At 53.4% G+C, this 19,955-nt stretch carries 20 protein-coding genes; 15 read left to right on the top strand and 5 right to left on the bottom strand.

Annotation, left to right across the window (positions count from 1 at the left end; all coding sequences use genetic code 11):
- Position 1: 1 nt before the first annotated feature.
- Positions 2-643: a guanylate kinase gene (gmk, locus tag DSM117340_RS07195; protein WP_089891092.1), complete on the top strand. Its 642-nt coding sequence runs from the start codon at positions 2-4 to the stop codon at positions 641-643.
- Positions 640-1,161 (top strand): gamma carbonic anhydrase family protein, encoded by a 522-nt coding sequence (locus DSM117340_RS07190; protein ID WP_089891096.1) that lies wholly within the window; start codon positions 640-642, stop codon positions 1,159-1,161. The genes gmk and DSM117340_RS07190 overlap by 4 nt, the downstream gene beginning before the upstream one ends.
- Here the strand turns inward: DSM117340_RS07190 and DSM117340_RS07185 are convergent.
- Positions 1,158-1,580 carry a hypothetical protein gene (locus tag DSM117340_RS07185; protein WP_089891099.1) on the bottom strand — a complete coding sequence of 141 codons (423 nt, stop codon included), beginning with the start codon at positions 1,578-1,580 and terminating at the stop codon, positions 1,158-1,160. The two genes, DSM117340_RS07190 and DSM117340_RS07185, sit on opposite strands and share 4 nt — an antisense overlap.
- A 262-nt stretch (positions 1,581-1,842) precedes the next feature.
- Between DSM117340_RS07185 and DSM117340_RS07180 the strand changes: the two genes are divergently transcribed.
- From DSM117340_RS07180 to phoB, 7 genes are all read left to right on the top strand, one after another.
- Complete coding sequence (locus tag DSM117340_RS07180; RefSeq protein WP_354690025.1) at positions 1,843-2,880, top strand: ATP-binding protein; 1,038 nt, start codon at positions 1,843-1,845, stop codon at positions 2,878-2,880.
- Positions 2,881-3,014: 134 nt separating this feature from the next.
- Entirely contained in the window at positions 3,015-4,055 is a 1,041-nt protein-coding gene (locus DSM117340_RS07175) for a substrate-binding domain-containing protein (protein ID WP_089891106.1), read from the top strand.
- A 61-nt stretch (positions 4,056-4,116) separates the two neighbouring features.
- Positions 4,117-5,577, top strand: a complete 1,461-nt coding sequence (pstC, locus tag DSM117340_RS07170) for a phosphate ABC transporter permease subunit PstC (RefSeq protein ID WP_089891109.1) — start codon at positions 4,117-4,119, stop codon at positions 5,575-5,577.
- Entirely contained in the window at positions 5,574-6,923 is a 1,350-nt protein-coding gene (pstA, locus tag DSM117340_RS07165; RefSeq protein WP_089891112.1) for a phosphate ABC transporter permease PstA, read from the top strand. The genes pstC and pstA overlap by 4 nt, the downstream gene beginning before the upstream one ends.
- A gap of 15 nt (positions 6,924-6,938) precedes the next feature.
- Positions 6,939-7,742 carry a phosphate ABC transporter ATP-binding protein PstB gene (gene pstB, locus DSM117340_RS07160; RefSeq protein WP_089891115.1) on the top strand — a complete coding sequence of 268 codons (804 nt, stop codon included), beginning with the start codon at positions 6,939-6,941 and terminating at the stop codon, positions 7,740-7,742.
- A gap of 11 nt (positions 7,743-7,753) precedes the next feature.
- The gene (phoU, locus tag DSM117340_RS07155) at positions 7,754-8,473 is read left to right on the top strand and encodes a phosphate signaling complex protein PhoU (RefSeq protein WP_089891119.1); all 720 of its coding nucleotides are present in this window, start codon (positions 7,754-7,756) and stop codon (positions 8,471-8,473) included.
- Positions 8,470-9,159, top strand: coding sequence for a phosphate regulon transcriptional regulator PhoB (gene phoB / locus DSM117340_RS07150; RefSeq protein ID WP_089891122.1), 690 nt, complete (start codon positions 8,470-8,472; stop codon positions 9,157-9,159). The genes phoU and phoB overlap by 4 nt, the downstream gene beginning before the upstream one ends.
- 21 nt (positions 9,160-9,180) lie before the next feature.
- Here the strand turns inward: phoB and DSM117340_RS07145 are convergent, their stop codons facing one another.
- A complete protein-coding gene (locus DSM117340_RS07145; protein WP_089891125.1) occupies positions 9,181-10,089 on the bottom strand; it encodes a LysR substrate-binding domain-containing protein in 909 nt (302 codons plus the stop codon).
- A 97-nt stretch (positions 10,090-10,186) separates the two neighbouring features.
- Here DSM117340_RS07145 and DSM117340_RS07140 point away from each other — a divergent pair, with 97 nt between their 5' ends.
- Positions 10,187-11,410: an acyl-CoA dehydrogenase gene (locus DSM117340_RS07140; RefSeq protein ID WP_089891679.1), complete on the top strand. Its 1,224-nt coding sequence runs from the start codon at positions 10,187-10,189 to the stop codon at positions 11,408-11,410.
- A 205-nt stretch (positions 11,411-11,615) separates the two neighbouring features.
- Here the strand turns inward: DSM117340_RS07140 and tsf are convergent, their stop codons facing one another.
- Together tsf and rpsB are read right to left on the bottom strand one after the other, a co-directional pair.
- Positions 11,616-12,491 carry a translation elongation factor Ts gene (gene tsf, locus DSM117340_RS07135; RefSeq protein WP_089891128.1) on the bottom strand — a complete coding sequence of 292 codons (876 nt, stop codon included), beginning with the start codon at positions 12,489-12,491 and terminating at the stop codon, positions 11,616-11,618.
- Positions 12,492-12,572: 81 nt separating this feature from the next.
- Positions 12,573-13,358: a 30S ribosomal protein S2 gene (gene rpsB / locus DSM117340_RS07130; RefSeq protein WP_089891131.1), complete on the bottom strand. Its 786-nt coding sequence runs from the start codon at positions 13,356-13,358 to the stop codon at positions 12,573-12,575.
- A gap of 210 nt (positions 13,359-13,568) precedes the next feature.
- Here rpsB and DSM117340_RS07125 point away from each other — a divergent pair, with 210 nt between their 5' ends.
- The 3 genes from DSM117340_RS07125 to DSM117340_RS07115 all read left to right on the top strand — a co-directional run bounded on the left by DSM117340_RS07125 (position 13,569) and on the right by DSM117340_RS07115 (position 16,183).
- Positions 13,569-14,468, top strand: coding sequence for a PfkB family carbohydrate kinase (locus DSM117340_RS07125; protein ID WP_089891133.1), 900 nt, complete (start codon positions 13,569-13,571; stop codon positions 14,466-14,468).
- A complete protein-coding gene (locus DSM117340_RS07120; RefSeq protein WP_089891136.1) occupies positions 14,461-15,396 on the top strand; it encodes a pseudouridine-5'-phosphate glycosidase in 936 nt (311 codons plus the stop codon). Before DSM117340_RS07125 ends, DSM117340_RS07120 begins: the two co-directional genes overlap by 8 nt.
- A gap of 61 nt (positions 15,397-15,457) precedes the next feature.
- Positions 15,458-16,183, top strand: a complete 726-nt coding sequence (locus DSM117340_RS07115) for a DUF502 domain-containing protein (RefSeq protein WP_089891139.1) — start codon at positions 15,458-15,460, stop codon at positions 16,181-16,183.
- Between the two features lie 3 nt (positions 16,184-16,186).
- Here DSM117340_RS07115 and DSM117340_RS07110 read toward each other — a convergent pair whose 3' ends face one another.
- On the bottom strand, positions 16,187-16,960 hold the full coding sequence (locus DSM117340_RS07110) for a 3-hydroxybutyrate dehydrogenase (RefSeq protein WP_089891142.1): 774 nt from the start codon (positions 16,958-16,960) through the stop codon (positions 16,187-16,189).
- Between the two features lie 280 nt (positions 16,961-17,240).
- Here DSM117340_RS07110 and DSM117340_RS07105 point away from each other — a divergent pair, with 280 nt between their 5' ends.
- Together DSM117340_RS07105 and DSM117340_RS07100 are read left to right on the top strand one after the other, a co-directional pair.
- Entirely contained in the window at positions 17,241-19,058 is a 1,818-nt protein-coding gene (locus DSM117340_RS07105) for an extracellular solute-binding protein (protein ID WP_089891144.1), read from the top strand.
- Positions 19,059-19,111: 53 nt separating this feature from the next.
- Positions 19,112-19,954: an ArsR family transcriptional regulator gene (locus DSM117340_RS07100; protein WP_089891147.1), complete on the top strand. Its 843-nt coding sequence runs from the start codon at positions 19,112-19,114 to the stop codon at positions 19,952-19,954.
- The last annotated feature ends 1 nt before the right edge of the window (position 19,955 follow it).

The following is a 19,955-nucleotide window of genomic DNA, read 5'->3' as shown; positions in this document are numbered from 1 at the left end:
TATGAAAGACCGTCGCGGCCTCTTGATCATTTTGTCCTCGCCATCCGGCGCAGGCAAATCCACACTTTCCAAACGCCTCATTGCTTGGGATCCGAGTATTTCTTTTTCCGTGTCGGCCACAACGCGGCCGCCACGTGACGGCGAGACGAATGGGGTCGATTATCACTTCCTCACCGAAGAGGCCTTTAAAAAGACCGTCTCGGACGACGGAATGCTCGAGCACGCACATGTGTTTGGCAATTTTTATGGGTCACCGCGTGCACCTGTTGAGGCGGCAATCGGGCAGGGCAAGGACGTGCTCTTTGATATTGACTGGCAGGGCGCGCAGCAAATTCGCAACTCAGTCCTTGGGGCGCATACTCTGAGTATCTTTATCCTGCCGCCCTCAATCAAGGAGCTGCACCGCCGCCTTGTCAGCCGTGGTCAGGATAGCGCAGAGGTTATTGAGAAGCGGATGCGCAAGAGTTGGGATGAAATCAGTCGTTGGGACGCCTATGACTATGTTCTGGTGAACGATGACTTGGACGCAACTGAGGAGCGCCTGAAAACCATCATCACGTCGCGCCGTCATCGTCGCATTCAGCAGCCACATCTTGTAGAACATGTTCGCAAGCTTCAGGCCGAATTTGAGGAGATGTCATGACGATTTATAGTCTGGGCGACAAGGCCCCACAGATCGATCCGGATACATGGGTTGCACCAGATGCAAATGTGATCGGTGATGTCGTGCTTGAGGCGGGCGCCTCGGTTTGGTTTTCCGCCACATTGCGCGGCGACAACGAACGGATCACCATCGGGGCAGGGAGCAACGTTCAAGAAAACACGGTCATGCATACTGATATCGGGTTTCCTCTGAACATTGGCGCGGGTTGTACTATCGGGCACAAAGTTATGTTGCATGGTTGTACGATCGGAGAGAATTCGCTGATCGGTATGGGCGCTATTGTGCTTAACGGAGCCAAGATCGGAAAAAACTGCCTGATCGGCGCGGGTGCTCTGATCACCGAGGGTAAAGACATTCCTGATGGGAGCCTTGTGATGGGCAGTCCAGGGAAAATCGTACGCATGCTTGACCCCACAGCAATCGAAGGCTTGCGTTCTTCGGCGTTGCATTACCAAGACAATATGCGCCGCTTTCGGGCGAACCTCGCTACGCTTTAGGCGTCAATCTGGGCCGATGTTTCCTCACGAGAGCGCGGCGCAATAAGCGAGTGACAAAGAGAGGCTGCGAGCGTTGAGGCGTCTGCAGCGTCCCAGAGAGAGAATTCGATCTGATCAAACGCGGTGGAGAGTTCTCGCAGAATCAAGCTTCGGCTCGGAAGCTCAACCGAGCTGATGAGGATGCAACGACCCGAAAAATCAGCTTTGGCGAGGGCATGCCCGATATCATATGCGTCATAATCTGCGGCAATGAGCCAGCCGACGTAGGCCGCTGGAGGGGGTGCTGCTCCTGCAAAGTTTGCCAGATCACACAATTGCACATGTGAACCTATATACTTTTGATCAAGGACAGGGGCCTCAGCTGATGGTGAGGTGACAATCACAAATTTGGGCTTTAGCAGCAGCGAAATAAAGCTCATGGGTCTTTGGTCCTCATAAAAAGATGTATCGTTAAACCAAATGTGGCTCCCGTGACTCCCCCCGAAGCATCAGGCGCACCACAGATGTGCGGAAGGCGAGCATGGCCTGCCAAACAGACTTCTGCAACTTCCCTATTTTGTGGAATTGCAAAGACGACCAAAACACATAAAATGCCTCCGCCTGTCTCTTGCGCATTGTGAGGGCCGTGTTGCCCTAAGCCGGAACAAAAAAGCAATGTCAGACACCTTCTCGAACCAAAATATGGCCACGCTTTTAGCGGCGCTACCAATCCCCGTACTTTTGGTCGGGGGGGATGGGCGCGTCGCGGCAACCAATGCGATGGCGCAGGCGCTGTTGGGCAGCGGAGCGGCGCTCGGCCAACCCTATGTTTCGGTCTTGCGCCAACCAGCACTGGTTGAGGCAGTTGAATCCACGATCAAGGACAAGACCCTCCGCAAAGCTCGCTTTTTGGTACACTCCGACGGGAAAGAAGGGGTCTATGAGGTACATTGCAATCCAACAAACGCCCTGAATGACGGGGTCTTGGTGAGCTTTCTGGACATTTCGGACCGCGAGCAGGCAAGCCAGATGCGCCGTGATTTCGTTGCCAATGTCAGTCATGAGTTGCGCACGCCGCTCACATCTTTGATGGGTTTTATCGAAACGCTTCAGGGCCCTGCCAAAGACGATGCGGGAGCGCGCATGGAGTTTTTGGAAATTATGAGTTCGGAAGCGGCCCGCATGGAACGGCTCGTAAGTGATCTTTTGTCGCTGAGCCGTGTGGAGGCCGAGGAACGGCTACCCCTGCGTGACAGCGTGGCGCTTGGGGCTTTGCTAACGTCAGTAATCAGTTCATTGGCGCCAAGAGCCAGCGAAACTGCAGTAGAAATCATGACAGACCTGTCAGAGCATGATTTGAGCGTGCGGGCAGAAGCAGATCAGCTACGACAGGTTTTTACGAACTTGATTGAAAACGCGATTAAGTATGGCGGGGCAGGTGGCAAAGTCTTGGTGACATTGAGCGCAGTCGAAGGCCAGCCAGCTTTGCGTGGGCAGCCGGGTGTTTTGGTTAAGGTAAAAGACTTTGGTGCAGGAATTGATCCGCTGCATATTCCACGTTTGACCGAACGCTTTTACCGCGTTGATTCTCACCGTTCACGCCAAGTCGGAGGTACTGGGTTGGGTCTCGCAATCGTCAAGCACATCGTTCAGCGCCACCGTGGGCGGCTGAGAATCGATTCGGACTTGGGAAAAGGGGCCGAGTTTAGCGTTTTGCTCCCACGGGGCGATGCTGTTTAGCCTTTGTTTACAGGGCTCTGATGGGCTGTCATGAAACTGTTACACAGTTGTCACAAAAGCATAATCACCCGAGCCTAAGAAGCGAGGCAAGGCCGCTGATCGCAGGGGCCAGAAACCTGACCTAGGAGTGACATATGTCATACGCAAAAACAGCCGTTTCCGCCGTTGCACTTTTCGCAGCTGCCGCTACATCCGCCGCCGCTCGCGACAACGTTCAAGTGGCTGGTTCATCCACAGTACTCCCTTACGCTGCAATTGTTGCCGAGGCCTTTGGCGAGAACTTTGAATTCCCGACACCAGTTGTTGAATCAGGTGGGTCAGGCGCCGGCCGCAAGAAACTTTGCGAAGGCGTTGGCGAAAACACCATCGACATTGCGAACTCGTCTTCAAAAATCAAACAATCAGACATCGACCTCTGCGCCTCAAACGGCGTGACAGAGATCATGGAAGTACGCATCGGGTATGATGGGATCGTATTCGCATCCGAAATCAACGGTCCGTCTTATGCGTTCACTCCTGCCGATTGGCACAGCGCACTTGCTGCAGAAGTTGCTAAGGACGGCGCTTTGGCCGCAAACGGCAATGCAACATGGGCTGACGTTAACGCTGAATTGCCATCAGAAGAAATTCTCGCATTCATTCCTGGTACCAAACACGGCACACGCGAAGTTTTCGACGAAAAAGTGATCGTGGCAGGCTGTGAAGCGAACGGCACATTCGACGCCCATATGGCGGCAAATGGTGGCGACAAGAAAGCAGCCGAAAAGGCCTGCATGCAGCTTCGTACAGACGGTAAGTCAATCGACATCGACGGTGACTACACAGAAACACTTGCGCGTGTTGATGCCAACAAGAACGGTATCGGTGTCTTTGGTCTTTCATTCTACCAGAACAACACAGACAAGCTTCAGGTTGCGACCATGGGTGGCGTGTCACCTTCAGTTGAGACAATCTCTACAGGTGAATACCCTGTGTCTCGCCCGCTTTACTTCTATGTGAAGAACGCACACCTCGACGTCATCCCTGGCATGCAAGAATATGTTGAGTTCTTCGTGTCTGACGAGATCGCAGGCCCAGATGGCCCTCTCGCGGCCTATGGCCTCGTATCAGATCCCGAGCTTGCAAAGACACAGGAAATGGTGGCAAACCGCGTGCCAATGGGTCCTTTGAACTAAACCCGAAATGAAAGAGGGGTGGCGCGGACGTGCCGCCCCTTACCAATGCGGTGGAAAGACTATGAGCTCCTTCTCTATCATTATGATCGTCCTTGGCCTTGGAGGGCTGGGGTTCTTTCTTGGGCGCTCTCGTGCCTTGTCCATGTCAGACACCAATCATCAAAAGCTGCACTCCTTGCCTGGCTACTACGGCCAGATTGTTGCGCTTTATACGATTGTGCCTGCGCTGCTTATTCTAATGACGTGGTTGTTCGTGCAACCTATCCTTATTGAGACACGTGTCTCGGGAATGATACCCGACAGTGTGATCCCAGAGGGGGGTGCTAAAAGCCTTGTATTGGCGGATGTGCGCCGTATTTCTGGTGGCCTAGATGCACTCATCGCGGCGTCGGGTCTGAGCGAAGATGAACTGGCGCAACTGAACGCTGATCAGACAGATATCCGAAAGCAACTGGCTGAAGTGGGCGTGGCGATTGGAACAGATGTGCAGGGGCCTGTTTTTGAGGCTGCAAAGACTTTTCGCGCAACTGAAAACGTCGGACGCTTCTGGATGTCAGGCGTAACGCTTGCCATGGCTGTACTTCTTTTTGTAGTGACGCTGCTGCGGATCACGCCTGATTTGCGAGCGCGCAATACTAGCGAGACATTTGTTTTGTCCCTGCTTATCGGGGCATCCCTTGTCGCAATCCTGACAACTGTCGGTATCGTTGGGTCGCTGCTGTTTGAGACTTTGAACTTCTTCAAGATGTACCCAGCCAAAGACTTCTTTTTCTCTACGGTTTGGAATCCGCAGTTTCGCGGTGGGTCAGATCTGGGTATTCTACCTCTGCTCTGGGGCACGCTATATGTCAGCTTGCTGGCGTTGCTCGTTGCTGTGCCGACAGGTTTGATGATTGCGATTTACCTCGCTGAATATGCGGGGAAAGGCCTGAGGTCCTTTGCCAAGCCCGCTATCGAAGTTTTGGCGGGGATACCCACAATTGTTTATGGCCTCTTTGCCTTGATTACTGTCGGGCCGTTCTTGCGTGACTACATCGCCTCGCCACTGGGCCTTGGTTCCTCGTCTTCTTCGGTTTTGACTGCGGGGCTTGTGATGGGAATTATGCTTATTCCATTCGTCTCGTCACTCTCCGATGATATTATCAATGCCGTCCCACAAGCGATGCGCGACGGCTCCTACGGGCTTGGCGCAACCAAGTCTGAAACCATTAAGCAAGTGATCCTGCCAGCGGCCTTGCCTGGTGTGGTGGGAGCGGTGCTTCTGGCCGCGAGCCGTGCGATTGGCGAAACGATGATCGTTGTGATGGGGGCGGGGGCGGCGGCCAAGCTTGGCCTAAATCCATTTGAAGCCATGACGACGGTCACCGTGAAAATTGTCAGTCAGCTTACGGGCGATACCGAGTTCGCTAGCCCAGAAACGCTGGTTGCATTTGCACTTGGTCTCACACTCTTTGTCATAACCTTGGGTCTTAACGTGATCGCCCTTCATGTCGTGCGTAAATATCGGGAGCAATACGAATGAGCGATATCACCTCCTCAAGCGCGAGTGCGCCGCGCCGAAGCTCTTTGCTGGTGCAGGACGAGCGCACCAAAAGACGCAATGCCTCTGAAGCGCGCTTCCGTTTTGTTGGCCTGATTGCTGTTGCGATCGGCGTTCTGGCGCTCGTTGGCTTGCTCACGTCTATTCTTGCAAATGGGCTGTCGTCCTTCCAGCAAACCTATGCCGAGGTTGAAGTTTATCTCGACCCAGCAAAGCTCGACAAATCTGGTGATCGCAATCTTGAAAAGATCGCCAAGGTGTCGACCTTCGGTTATGCACCCTTGATTCAAGTCGCGATGGAAACGGCCAGTGCTAAGGCAGGTGTTGATGTCAGCGCCTTGAGCTCAAAAGATCTGGTTGCCATGATTTCCAAAGAAGCGCCTGCAACACTGCGCAACTATGTCTTGGCAAACCCAGAGATGATCGGCGAGACGGTGACCTTCAGCCTGTTGGTAAACGGACGAATTGATGGGTATTTCAAAGGCCGTGTGACTATGGCGAGCGCGGCACTTGATCGCAATATTTCGCCCGAGCAGCTCCAAGCTGCCGATGATTTGCGCGCGGCTGGTGTTTTGGACAAAACGTTCAACTGGGCCTTTTTCACCGCGCCAGATGCCTCTGACACCCGTCCAGAAGCCGCAGGGCTAGGTGTGGCGATCCTTGGATCAATTTATATGATGCTGATCGTGTTGTGTCTGTCCCTGCCACTTGGCGTCGCAGCCTCAATCTATCTTGAGGAATTCGCACCGCAGAACCGCTTCACTGATCTGATCGAAGTGAATATCTCAAATCTTGCAGCCGTACCGTCTATTGTATTTGGTATTCTTGGCCTTGCGATCTTTATCAATGTCGTGGGTTTACCACAGTCCGCGCCGATCGTTGGGGGGCTTGTGCTCACGCTGATGACTTTGCCGACAATCATTATCGCGACACGTGCGGCGCTCAAGTCGGTTCCACCGTCGATCCGCGATGCGGCTCTCGGGGTTGGGGCATCCAAGATGCAGGCCATTTTCCATCATGTTTTGCCACTCGCTATGCCCGGCATTCTAACTGGCGCGATTATTGGTCTTGCGCAGGCCTTGGGCGAGACGGCGCCGCTTCTGCTCATCGGGATGGTTGCTTTTGTGCGCGAGTATCCTGCGGGCCCGCCAGAAGGCTTATTCGATCCGGCCGCCGCATTGCCTGTACAGGTGTATAACTGGACACAGCGCGGCGACCCTGCCTTTGTGGAGAGGGCCTCCGGCGCGATTATTGTGCTGCTTGTTTTCCTTATTTTGATGAACACTGTTGCCATCCTTCTGCGCCGCAAGTTTGAGCGACGCTGGTAAAAAAGGCCAAACCCAATGTATGATGCTTTAGCCCCCAATTCGGAGCAAGACGTGACCCAGAATTCTGCCAAAATCACGGCCCGCAACTGCCAAGTTTACTACGGTGAGACGCACGCCATTAAAGACGTCAATGTCGATATCGCGAGCAACACCGTGACCGCCTTCATCGGCCCGTCAGGGTGTGGCAAGTCCACCTTCCTGCGGTGTCTAAACCGCATGAACGACACGATTGATATCTGCCGTGTAGAAGGCGACATCTTGTTGGATGGCGAGAATATCTATGATGCAAAGGTTGACCCTGTGCAGCTGCGAGCCAAAGTCGGAATGGTGTTTCAAAAGCCCAACCCCTTTCCGAAGTCGATTTATGACAATGTTGCATATGGCCCCAAAATTCACGGTCTTGCGCGCAACAAAGCCGAGCTCGACGAGATCGTCGAAACAGCGCTCAAGCGTGCTGCGCTTTGGGGCGAGGTAAAGGATCGTTTGCTTGCGCCCGGAACCGGTCTGTCGGGTGGCCAACAACAGCGCCTTTGCATCGCTCGCGCTATTGCCACTGCGCCTGAAGTTCTGCTGATGGATGAGCCATGCTCCGCTTTGGACCCAATTGCAACAGCGCAAGTTGAAGAGCTGATTGACGAACTGCGCCGCGACTATTCCGTTGTGATCGTGACCCACTCGATGCAGCAGGCCGCTCGCGTGAGCCAGAAGACAGCCTTCTTTCACTTGGGCAACCTTGTCGAATTTGGCGACACTTCGCAAATTTTCACCAAGCCGTCTGATCCGCGTACAGAAAGCTACATCACGGGCCGTATTGGCTAAGGAGCACTGAAATGAACGATCAACACATCGCTTCGGCGTTTGACCGCGATCTGCAAGACATCCAGGCCCAGATTATGAAAATGGGTGGGCTTGTCGAAATGGCGATCCTCGATGCTGCTGACGCACTTGCGTCTCGCGATCAGGAGAAGGCGGAAGAGGTCCGCGCCAAAGACAAAGCCGTTGATCTGCTTGAAGAGCAAATCAACGACGATGCCGCCCAGCTGATTGCTTTGCGCGCGCCCACCGCCATTGACTTGCGGTTGGTGCTTTCGGTGCTGAAAATCTCGGCCAATCTTGAGCGCATCGGAGACTATGCCAAGAACATGGCCAAGCGGACCAGTGTCTTGGCGCAGCTTCCTGCCATTGAAGAAGCGCATGTTTCGCTGCGCCGCATGGCGCGTGAAGTGCAACTGATGCTCAAAGATGCGCTCGATGCCTATATCCAACGCGACGCCACGCTTGCAATGGATGTCATAGACCGCGACCGCGATATTGATCAGCTCTACAATGCGTTGTTTCGTGAGTTTCTCACCTTCATGCTTGAAGACCCTCGCAACATTAGCGCCTGCATGCATTTGCACTTCATTGCCAAGAATACGGAGCGCATGGGCGACCATGTTACAGCTATTGCTGAGCAAGTGGTTTATCTTGTGACGGGCGAAAAACCTGAAGACGCCAGAGATAAGGGCGACGTTACATCAACAGATGCCAACGTCAGTGATTTGTCGTGAGTGCAAGCAAGCCGACAATATTGTTGGTCGAGGACGAACCAGCACAGCGCGCCGTCTTGGCTTACAATTTGAAGTCGGAAGGCTTTGAGGTGATTGAGGCTGAGGACGGTGAGGAGGCTCTTGTTATGGCGCAAGAGTCAGTACCTGATCTTGTCCTCTTAGACTGGATGCTACCGCATGTTTCTGGTCTTGAAGTTTGCCGCCGTCTAAAATCGGGTAAGGCGACACGTGCGCTACCAGTAATCATGTTGTCTGCACGCTCTGAAGAGCTTGATAAGGTGCGCGGGCTAGAGACAGGTGCGGATGACTACATGGTTAAGCCTTACTCTGTCGCGGAGCTGATGGCGCGAGTGCGCAAAGAACTGCGCCGTACACGGCCTGCGTCTGTGGGAGAGGAACTCGTGTTTGACGATATTGTGCTAGATGCGGCCAGTCACCGCGTCAGCCGAGCGCAGAGCGAGATTAAACTGGGCCCAACTGAGTTCCGGCTACTGGCAGCTTTTTTGGAAAATCAGGGCCGAGTATTGAGCCGTGAACAGCTCCTTGATCGGGTCTGGGGGCGCGATATCTATGTGGATACTCGCACGGTGGATGTCCACATTGGCAGATTGCGCAAAGCCCTGATGCAGCACGGAGGAGATGATCCTTTACGCACAGTGCGCGGCGCAGGCTACGCATTAGGCTAATAAAGAGCTCAAGCTGTCCGCTTACCGGGGCAGTAGGTCTTCTCCTTCGACCTCTTCTTTAAGCCAAGCGCAGAAGGCCTGTAGGGCAGGGGTGTTGTGCTTCTCTTCGGGCCAAACCAGATAATACGCCCCACGGCTCGGGCTTGGAGCATCAAGAACGACTTCTAGGCGCCCTTCCGCTTCCTCTTCGCGCGCGAGGTATTCAGGCAAGAGTGCGACGCCAAGGCCATGTCGCGCTGCCTGTAAGATCGTCGAAAACTGGTCATAGCGTGTGCCTGCTAAACCCTGTGTTGCGACCCCGTGCTCAGCGAACCAGTCTTTCCAAGCGTTCGGACGGGTCTGAATGTGTAGCAAGGGCAGGGACACGAGATCGGCTGGCTCGATGACAGGTGTTTCACGCAAGAAGGCAGGCGCAGCCATTGGCAAAACCGCCTCGTTTTCCAGCCAAAGCGAGTGACATTGTGGCCAGTCGCCTTTGCCAAAGCTGAGCGCCGCGTCCATATCTGTGCCTGTGAAGTCAAATTGCCCGAGACGGGTGTTCATATTGACGGTCACATCGGGGTGCGCGCGGCCAAACCGGGGTAGGCGAGGCAGCAGCCAACGCATACCAAAGGTTGGCAGGATCGCCAAATTGAGTGTGCCACCCTCGGGGTTGGTTTGAAGGCGCAGGGCGGCATTGGAAAGCAAATCAAGCGCACGACGAACTTCCTCAGCATAGCGTTGGCCAGCGGTTGTTAGGCTAACGCGCTTTGCACGCCGCACAAAAAGTTCAACGCCAAGCTGGGTTTCTATCGCTTGAAGTTGACGAGACACAGCGCTCTGCGTCAAGTTCAGCTCCTGAGCCGCTGCTGTGACACTTTGCAACCGCGCCAAAGCCTCGAGTGCAGCAAGTCCTTGTGTTGATGGTAGGTATCGGCGGGCCATGTGTATTCCAAACTGTCATGCATATCGTCGAATTATGTGTTATTATATGCTAAAGCTGCATGATAGATAAAGCGCGAATGATACTCGGATGTGGGACACAAAGATGAGCAACCAAACACCCAAACTTAAAGCCAAAGATGCGCCTGAACTTGGTCAGTTTAGCTGGGAAGATCCGCTTTATCTGGAGGATCAACTTAGCGAAGACGAACGTATGATCGCTCAGAGCGCACGTACCTACGCCCAAACAAGTCTGATGCCAAAGATCACAGAGGCCTACGCCAATGAAACGGTCGCGCCAGAAATATTTAAAGAAATGGGCGATATGGGCCTGCTCGGAATCACTGTTCCGGAAGAATACGGCGGTCTGGGTAGCTCTTATGTGGCGTATGGTCTCGTCGCGCGTGAGATCGAGCGCGTTGACAGCGGTTATCGCTCGATGATGAGTGTTCAAAGCTCGCTCGTGATGTATCCGATCTATGCCTACGGAACAGAAGAACAGCGCAAAAAATACCTCCCAGGGCTTGCAGCTGGGGATTTGATCGGTTGTTTCGGGCTTACGGAGCCTGACGCAGGATCGGATCCAGCCGGCATGAAAACCCGAGCTGAAAAGACGGCCAACGGCTACAAAATCACCGGCGCCAAGATGTGGATCTCGAATGCGCCAATCGCAGATGTCTTTGTGGTTTGGGCCAAATCCGATGAGCACGGCGGTAAAATCCGCGGCTTCATCCTTGAAAAAGGGATGACAGGCCTCTCGGCGCCCAAAATCGCCAACAAAATGAGCCTGCGGGCCTCTGTGACAGGCGAGATTGTTATGGATGGTGTAGAAGTTGGTGACGATGCTCTTTTACCTAATGTTCAAGGGCTTAAAGGGCCTTTTGGATGTTTGAACCGCGCGCGGTATGGTATTTCTTGGGGTGTAATGGGCGCCGCAGAATTCTGCTGGCACGCTGGGCGTCAGTATGGGCTTGACCGTCATCAATTTAAACGGCCGCTGGCACAAACACAGCTGTTCCAGAAGAAACTTGCTGATATGCAGACAGAGATTACGCTCGGTCTTCATAGTGCATTGCGCCTTGGTCGATTGATGGATGAGGCGCGGGCAGCACCAGAAATGATCTCAATGTTAAAGCGCAACAACTGCGGTAAAGCGCTTGATATTGCTAGACAATCTCGTGACATGCATGGCGGTAATGGCATCACGTTAGAGTATCATGTCATCCGTCACGCGATGAACCTTGAGACTGTGAACACCTATGAGGGCACACATGACGTCCATGCGCTTATCCTCGGGCGCGCACAGACTGGCTTGCAGGCATTTTTCTAAACAATAGGGGCGCAACATGCGCCCCTTATCTTTAAGTATATTTATCGTATAATATGTATTATGTTAAATTAATGTAGTGCTAAACCCATGAATTTGCGCGATTTGCTGGCTTCGGTTAAACTCCACGACCGACCAACTTGATCAAAATAAAACGGCGCCACCCAACTTTGGGCGACGCCGTCTTTCGTCTAAAAGAGATATGACCTTAGCCTTGTACGGCTTTTGCAACCTCAGCTGCAAAGTCTTCTACTTTTTTCTCGATGCCTTCACCGACTTCCATGCGTACGAAACCAGTGATGGTTGCGCCCGCTTCTTTCGCGGCTTGCTCAACAGAAAGATCTGGGTTCACAACGAACGCTTGGCCAAGGAGTGTATTCTCGGCCATGAACTTCGCCATACGACCGACAATCATCTTCTCGATCACGGCATCAGGCTTGCCTGACTCTTTCGCGATGTCGATCTGAACCTGACGCTCTTTAGCAACCCATGCAGGATCAAGAGCAGCTTCGTTCAGCGCTTCTGGGCGCGCAGCAGCGATGTGCATCGCTACCATTTTGCCAAAGCCTTCGTCGCCGCCAGTCATGGCCACGAGAACACCGATTTTGCCCATGCCGTCTGTGGCTGCGTTGTGCACGTAAGATACGACTGTGTCGCCCTCAAGTGCCGCCATCCGGCGCAAAGACATATTCTCACCAATCGTGGCGATCTTGTCTGTGATCATATCGGCAACAACTTTGCCACCTACGCTTGCTGCGGCCAGCTCTTCAACGTTTGAAACGCCTGTTGCGGCTTGGGCAATCTTGCCTACCATGTCTTGGAACTCTGCGTTTTTACCGACGAAGTCAGTTTCAGAGTTCACTTCAACGGCAACACCTTTGCCGCCGGAAACCTGAACAGCCACAAGGCCTTCAGCCGCGGTACGGCCTGACTTTTTAGCTGCTTTCGCAAGACCTTTCGTGCGCAGCCAGTCAACAGCGGCTTCCATATCGCCGTCAGTTTCTGTCAGTGCTTTTTTTGCGTCCATCATGCCTGCGCCCGTGCTGTCGCGCAGTTCTTTCACCAATGCTGCTGTGATCGCCATCTTGGCTCTCCTCGTAACAAAATTGAAAATAAGCAGGCGCAACTCTCTTGCGCCTGCATGTTTAAGGTCAACCCGTCGGGTTTAGGCTTCTGCTGTTGCTTCTGCAGCTGGCGCTTCTGCCGCTACTTCTTCAACAGGTGCATCAACCATTGCGCCGATATCAACGCCGGCATTGCCGAGCTGAGCTGACATGCCGTCAAGAGCCGCGCGCGCAACGAGATCGGTGTAAAGCGCAATTGCGCGTGCCGCATCGTCATTGCCTGGGATGATGTAATCAACGCCGTCTGGTGAGCAGTTTGTGTCAACCACAGCCACAACGGGGATACCCAGTTTGTTAGCTTCAGCAACGGCCAGTGCTTCTTTTTTCACGTCGATGACGAAAATCAGATCAGGCACGCCGCCCATTTCACGGATGCCGCCGAGAGATGCTTGCAGCTTCTCTTGGTCACGTTCCATGCCGAGACGTTCTTTTTTGGTCAGACCTTCAAAGCCTGTTTCCATCTTCTCGTCGATTGACTTGAGGCGGCTGATTGACTTTGAAACTGTCTGCCAGTTTGTCAGCGTGCCACCGAGCCAGCGGTGGTTCATGTAATACTGTGCGCAACGCTCTGCTGCTTCTGCAACGGGTGTCGCCGCTTGACGCTTTGTACCAACAAAAAGTACGCGGCCGCCTTTTGCAACTGTATCGCGAACGGCGCTCAGAGCTGCGTCGAGCATTGGAACTGTTTGTGTAAGGTCCATAATGTGGATGCCATTGCGCGCGCCGTAAATGAACGGGCCCATGCGTGGGTTCCAGCGTTGTGTTTGGTGACCAAAGTGTACGCCTGCTTCAAGCAGCTGACGCAATGTGAACTCGGGAAGAGCCATTGTCTTTTTCCTTTCCGGTTTATGCCTTGATGGAAGGAAGAGAAGCGAGTGCTTCAACCGGTGGACACATAAGGATTTCTCCCCCATGAGCCCGCTTCCATCTGCGAAGTTAGTGGCGCGCGTATATATCTGCCCCCTGCCCTTTGCAAGAGCCTATTCTGATTCAGGAAAAGCATTGCCAAGCGCTTGGGTTATCTTCATTTAACCACCATGCGCTCCACATCTCATCAGATCATTTGTATAGGCTCAGTCCTTTGGGACATTATCGGGCGCACGCCTCGCGAAATGCGGGTTGGAAACGATATGCCGGGACGGATCACCCGCTTGCCTGGTGGTGTCGCGATGAATATCGCTATGACGCTTGCGCGCTTTGGTCTTTCGCCTGTGTTGCTCTCAGCGCTTGGGCGCGACAAGGCAGGTCAGGAGCTCATCAAAGCAGCTAAGGACTTGGGGCTTATCACGGATCATATATACTTAAGTACACGACCAACGGACGCCTATATGGCGATTGAGGGCATGAATGGGCTCATCGCGGCGATCGCCGACGCGCATTCGCTCGAAGACGCTGGAGCTGCGATTTTAACGCCACTAATGGATGGTACGCTTGGATCGGCACTGGCACCATATCGTGGCGCCATAGCGCTCGACGGAAATCTGACCGAAGCTCTTTTGTCAGACTTGTCCCAAAACGAGGCTTTTGTGGCGGCTGATTTGCGGATTGCGCCGGCTTCTCCTGGCAAAGCGGAACGCTTGCGCGCGATTATTGGGCACAAGGGTGCAACGCTGTATGTCAATCTTGAAGAAGCAGAGCTGATCAGTGGTAAAACTGGCCTCTCGACAGCGCGTCTGGGAGCTGAAGCGCTCTTAGAAGCTGGCGCGCGGCGCGTTGTGGTCACTCATGGAGCCGGTGCGGCATGTGATGCTTGTGTGAACGAAACACATGAGGCTGAGCCGCCCCAAGTGGTTGCCCAACGCATCACTGGAGCTGGCGATACGTTTATGGCGGCTCATATTGCAGCAGAGATTGAGGGTATGAACCGGCCAAAAGCACTGGAATTTGCTCAAAAAACAGCCGCAGCCTATGTGGCAGGAGACGACAACTATGTATGAAATAATCTATTCATCTGAAGTGCGCGCTGCGCAGGCAGACTCTAAACCTAGTGTGGCTTTGGAGAGCACTATTATCACCCATGGGATGCCCTTCCCCCAAAATGTTGAGACGGCTCAGCTTGTTGAAGCTGAAGTGCGTAGCCACGGGGCGACCCCTGCGACAATTGCCGTGCTAAACGGAACGCTGCATATCGGTCTCGAACAGTGCGAGCTTGAAGCTCTCGCCAAGACCCAAGGCGTTGCAAAGCTTTCACGCGCCGATCTTGCAGCGTGTATGGCGACAGGCGGAACAGGTGCAACAACTGTCGCAGCAACAATGATTGCCGCACATCTCGCTGGAATATCAGTCTTTGCCACAGGCGGGATAGGCGGCGTGCATCAGGGGGCGGAACTTAGCTTTGATGTTTCAGCTGACCTCCAAGAACTCGCGCAGACCCCGGTCACTGTTGTTGCGGCAGGTGCGAAGGCAATTCTCGATATTCCCAAAACCCTCGAAGTTCTAGAAACACTTGGTGTCCCCGTGATTGGCTATGGTCAGCCCGAGTTTCCTGCCTTTTGGTCGCGCAATTCTGGACTGGCTGCCCCTTTGCAAATGAACACGGCTGGTGAGATCGCCAAGGCCCACATGATGCGCGCCGCTTTGGGCCTTCCGGGGGGGCAGCTCGTCGGCAACCCGGTTCCAAAAGAGGCCGAGATCAGCCGTGACGCCCTCGCCCCTATTATTGAGCAAGCCCAAGGTGAAGCACAGGCGCAAGGCATTTCTGGGAAAGCTGTCACACCCTTCCTGCTCGCGCGCATTTTTGAGCTGACCGAAGGCCGCTCGCTTGCTACAAATATTGCCCTTGTTCTCAACAATGCGCGCTTAGCTGCACAGATTGCGGGCGAATTGAAGGCCGAAGACTGGTCTGTGAAGGTTTTGCGCGCTTAGAGATTGTGAAGTTGCCTGTGAGCGCCTAAATGATGTGCAGTAACGCGGGACGACTTTCCAGATGACAACGCCTTTCGACGAAGATACCCACAAACGCCGCAGCATGTTTGCAGGTCTGCGCGCGTCTTTTTTCACAGGGCTGATCGTGATCGCTCCTGTAGCCTTCACGATTTGGCTACTCTGGAGTTTCATCGGCTGGGTTGATGGTTTTGTCATGCCCTTTGTGCCTGCGAACTATCATCCAGAGCAATTGGTCAACCGCTGGCTGGACAGAACTTACGGAACTGACGACTGGATTCATGTCAACATTCGCGGTGTTGGCGTATTTGTTTTCTTCTTCTTCACGATCTTTGTCGGTTGGCTTGCCAAGGGCCTTCTTGGCCGCTCCCTCATTCGCTATGCCGAAGGAATGCTTGAGCGCGTACCTGTTGTGCGCTCAATCTACAACGGGGTGAAGCAGATTGCTGAGACAGTTTTTGCACAATCTGAGCGTAGCTTTGAAAAAGCCTGTCTCATAGAGTACCCCCGCAAAGGCATTTGGGCCATTGGGTTTGTCTCTACCTCTGCCAAGGGCGAGATTGCCAAGCGCGCAAAGACAGATGCTGAAATGATGAGCATCTTCCTCCCCACAACGCCGAACCCGACGTCTGGTTTTCTGCTTTTTGTACCAAAAGAAGATGTGATTGAGCTTGATATGACAGTCGAAGACGCGGCGAAACTCGTCATTTCGGCTGGCCTGGTCTATCCAAATTCAAAAGATCCAAGCCAGCCTGCTAAAAGCAGTTAAGCTTTATAGCGCAGTCCAGCCACCATCGACCGAAATCGTTGTACCTGTGATTTGAGCTGCTGCATCTGATGCCAAGAAAACGGCTGTACCACCGAGCTGTTCAACTGTGGCAAACTCTTTAGAGGGTTGCCGCGTCAGCATAACATTCTTGATCACGTCTTCGCGGCTCATGTCGTATTCTTTCATCGTGTCGGGAATTTGTGCCTCAACAAGCGGTGTCAAAACATAACCAGGACATATCGCATTGGCTGTGATCGGCTCCTGCGCTGTCTCAAGTGCCGTTGTTTTTGTCAGGCCAACGACTCCGTGCTTTGCTGCAATGTACGCAGATTTGTAAGGCGAAGCTGTCAGGCCATGTGCAGATGAAATGTTGATGACACGGCCCCAACCCGATTTGCGCATCATAGGGAGCGCCACAGCGGTCGTATGAAAGGCCGATGTCAGGTTGATCGCAATAATTGCATCCCATTTTTCGGTGGGGAACTCATCAATTGCAGCGACGTGCTGGATGCCGGCATTGTTGATTAGGATGTCGCAACGCCCCGCCTTCTCAATCAGCGTGCGGCACTCGGTGCCCTTGGACATATCGGCTTGAATGTAGCGGACAGAGACACCCGTCTCTTTGGCCATCCGTGCTGCCAAAGCATGATCATCGGCACTGTCGGTAAACGAATTGAGGACAACGTCGGCCCCTGCCCGTGCCATCTCCCATGCAATGCCAAGACCGATACCAGAATTGGAGCCTGTGATAACTGCAGTCTTACCTTTGAGTGTCATGTGATGTTCCACCATATCTGTTTCACACAGACCTAGCGTGTCAGTTCGCCGAGGCCAAGGTGTGGTCATGATGAGCAGGCCACTCTGCCAAAAAAAAACGCCAGCGCGAAGCTGGCGTCAAGTTATTGAGGCAGGTTTCATACAGGCAAGAAACCTATCGAGCAGTAACGCCTTTATAAGAGATGTTAACGCCCAATCCAAGCTAAAAGTTTGTCTTGGCTTTCTGTGCGGGTTAAGGATTGCAGCAAGAAAACAAGGAACGAGCGGGATTGTCACTAAAATGAGATCAGTATTTTTCCAAGCAACAGCATGGGTTTGCGGCGGTTTTTTCGCCCTGATGCTGACCTCTGACCGCGCCATGGCTGAGCCCTCACATGGCATAGCTATGTATGGAGAGCCTGCTCTACCACCTGATTTTGTGTCCCTGCCCTATGTAAACCCAGAGGCGCCAAAAAGCGGGCGGGTGGTGACAGGCAACACGGGAGGCTTTGACAGTTTACATCCGTTTATCTTCAAAGGTACTGCGCCGTGGCAGCTTCGCTTTTTGGCCTATGAAAGTCTCATGGGCCGCAATTGGGACGAACCATTTACGCTCTACGGGCTTCTGGCCGAATCGATTGAGACAGGTCCGAATCGGGAATGGGTGGAATTTACGCTCCGTGAAGAGGCCCGATTCTCTGATGGCTCGCCTGTGACGCTTGAGGACGTTATCTGGAGTTACGAAACTTTGGGTCGCGAGGGCCACCCGCGCTATCGTGGTTTCATGTCACAGGTTGAAAGCCTGACCAGAACGGGGCCACGCTCTCTTAGGATCACATTCAACACAGCCAATCGCGAGCTGGCCCTGATCGCCGGGCTGCGTCCGATCCTCAAGAAAGCGCAATGGGAAGGACGCTCCTTTGATCAATCTGGCTTTGATATCGCGCCAATCGGCTCGGCAGCCTATGTGATTGGTGAATATGAGCCAAACCGCTATATCACGCTCAAGCGCAATCCTGACTATTGGGGGCGCGATTTGCCACTGCAGCGTGGTACAGCCAACTTGGACGAAATTCGTATTGAGTTCTTTGCTGATGACACCGTTTTGAAAGAAGCGTTCAAAGCAGGCGTCCTCAATGTTGTGCGTGAAAACAACGCAAACAAATGGGATACCGCCTATGACTACCCTGCTATGCAGCGCGGAGATGTGCTCAAGGCCGAAATTCAGGACGGTAAGCCCACAGGTATAACGGGCTTCGTAATGAACACGCGTGATCCCCTTTTTGCGGACTGGCGCGTGCGTGAGGCCTTGATCCTCGCATTTAACTTTGAGTTCATGAATGATGTGGTCACAGGCGGTGCACAACGACGGATAACATCATATTTTTCAGGCTCCGAGCTTGGGATGACCCATGGCCCCGCCGAAGGTCGAGTCGCTGAGCTGCTTGCGCCGTTTGCAGCAGAGCTGCCGTCGGGCACTTTGGAAGGCTACGCCTTGCCCGTATCAGACGGAACCAAGCGAAATCGCTCCAACCTACGCAAAGCTATCAAGCTGCTGGCCGAAGCAGGCTGGAGCGCAAATGACGGCACACTGAAGTCCGCCGATGGCCAAGAGTTTGCCTTCAAGATTCTTTTGCCAACAGGCGCCGGCGAATTGCTAGCATTTGCCAATATTTATATTCAGGCTCTTGAGCGATTGGGGATCAATGCCGAAGTGGAAAGCGTTGATAATGCACAGTACTTTGCTCGCCAGAACGAGTTTGACTTTCAAATGACTGACATCCGCCGCGGTTTTTCATTGAGCCCTGGCAACGAGCAGATGCTCTATTGGGGCAGTGATGGTATCAATACGCCTGGTTCGCGCAATCTGATGGGTATGAACTCTCCCGCTGCGGAAGCCATGATCAAGACAATGGTTGGAACAGACGACAAAGCAGAGTTTATCGCTGCAACGCGCGCGCTGGACCGTATTTTGACAGCGGGCCGTTATGTCATTCCGACCTATGCCTTCGGAACGAGCCGCATTGCCCATGTGAAGGAGCTAAAATATCCCACCCATATTCCGATCAATGGGGACGGCTATTGGTTTATGCCTGACGTCTGGTGGTATGAGAACTGACTTTTACAAAACTTTCACTTGAAGATTTTACTAATTTCGGAAATATCCGAAATATGGACAACAGCCTTACATCTCAACTTCAAACATTGGGTCACCCGCAGCGCATCACACTGTTTAAGCTTCTGATGCGCCGCTACCCCGACGCCCTTCCAGCGGGTGAAATATGTTCTGTCTTGGGGCTGAAAGCGAGCACAGGGTCAGACTATCTCTCAGCGCTTAAGTCCGTTGGCCTCATCACGAGCGAGCGCCGCGCAACGCACCTGCACTACAGCGTCAACATGACTGGCGTACAGGCAATGACCGATGCGCTACTTGGGGATTGCTGCAAAGGCCGCCCAGATGTGTGCTCATTCTTTGGGCCAGATGAACGTGAGGCAAAGAAAGAGCACGTCATGAAAGTTCTCTTTATTTGCAGCGCCAATTCGGCGCGCTCCATTATGGCCGAAGCTATCTTAAACGAGCTGGGCGAAGAAAAGTTTATTGCGTATTCAGCAGGCTCACAGGCGGGGCCAGACATAAACCCCCGTGTTAAATCGCTGCTGGAGGCCAAAGGCCACGATACATCGAAGCTCTTTTCAAAGTCCTTAAGCACGTTTCAGTCTGATGACGCCCCTCAGTTTGACTTTGTCTTTACGGTTTGTGACGATGCCGCAAACGAAGTATGCCCAGCTTGGCCAAACCAGCCCGTTTCAGCCCATTGGGGCATGGCGGACCCAGCTAAAGAAACTGGAACTGAGGCAGAGGTAAATCTTGCCTTTCAGCACGCCTACGGCGTTTTGAAAAATCGCCTCACCGCCTTTGTAGCGCTGCCAGCGTCCGAACTGTCTGCCATATCGCTTCAACGCGAGGTTGATGCAATCGCACTGACCACGCCAACTCCGCAAGAGGCCCCTTGAT

It is taken from the genome of Lentibacter algarum, assembly GCF_040580765.1.
Taxonomy (GTDB): domain Bacteria; phylum Pseudomonadota; class Alphaproteobacteria; order Rhodobacterales; family Rhodobacteraceae; genus Lentibacter; species Lentibacter algarum.
Note: the sequence above shows the minus strand (reverse complement) of the source record. Positions and strands in the feature narration are given on the sequence as shown.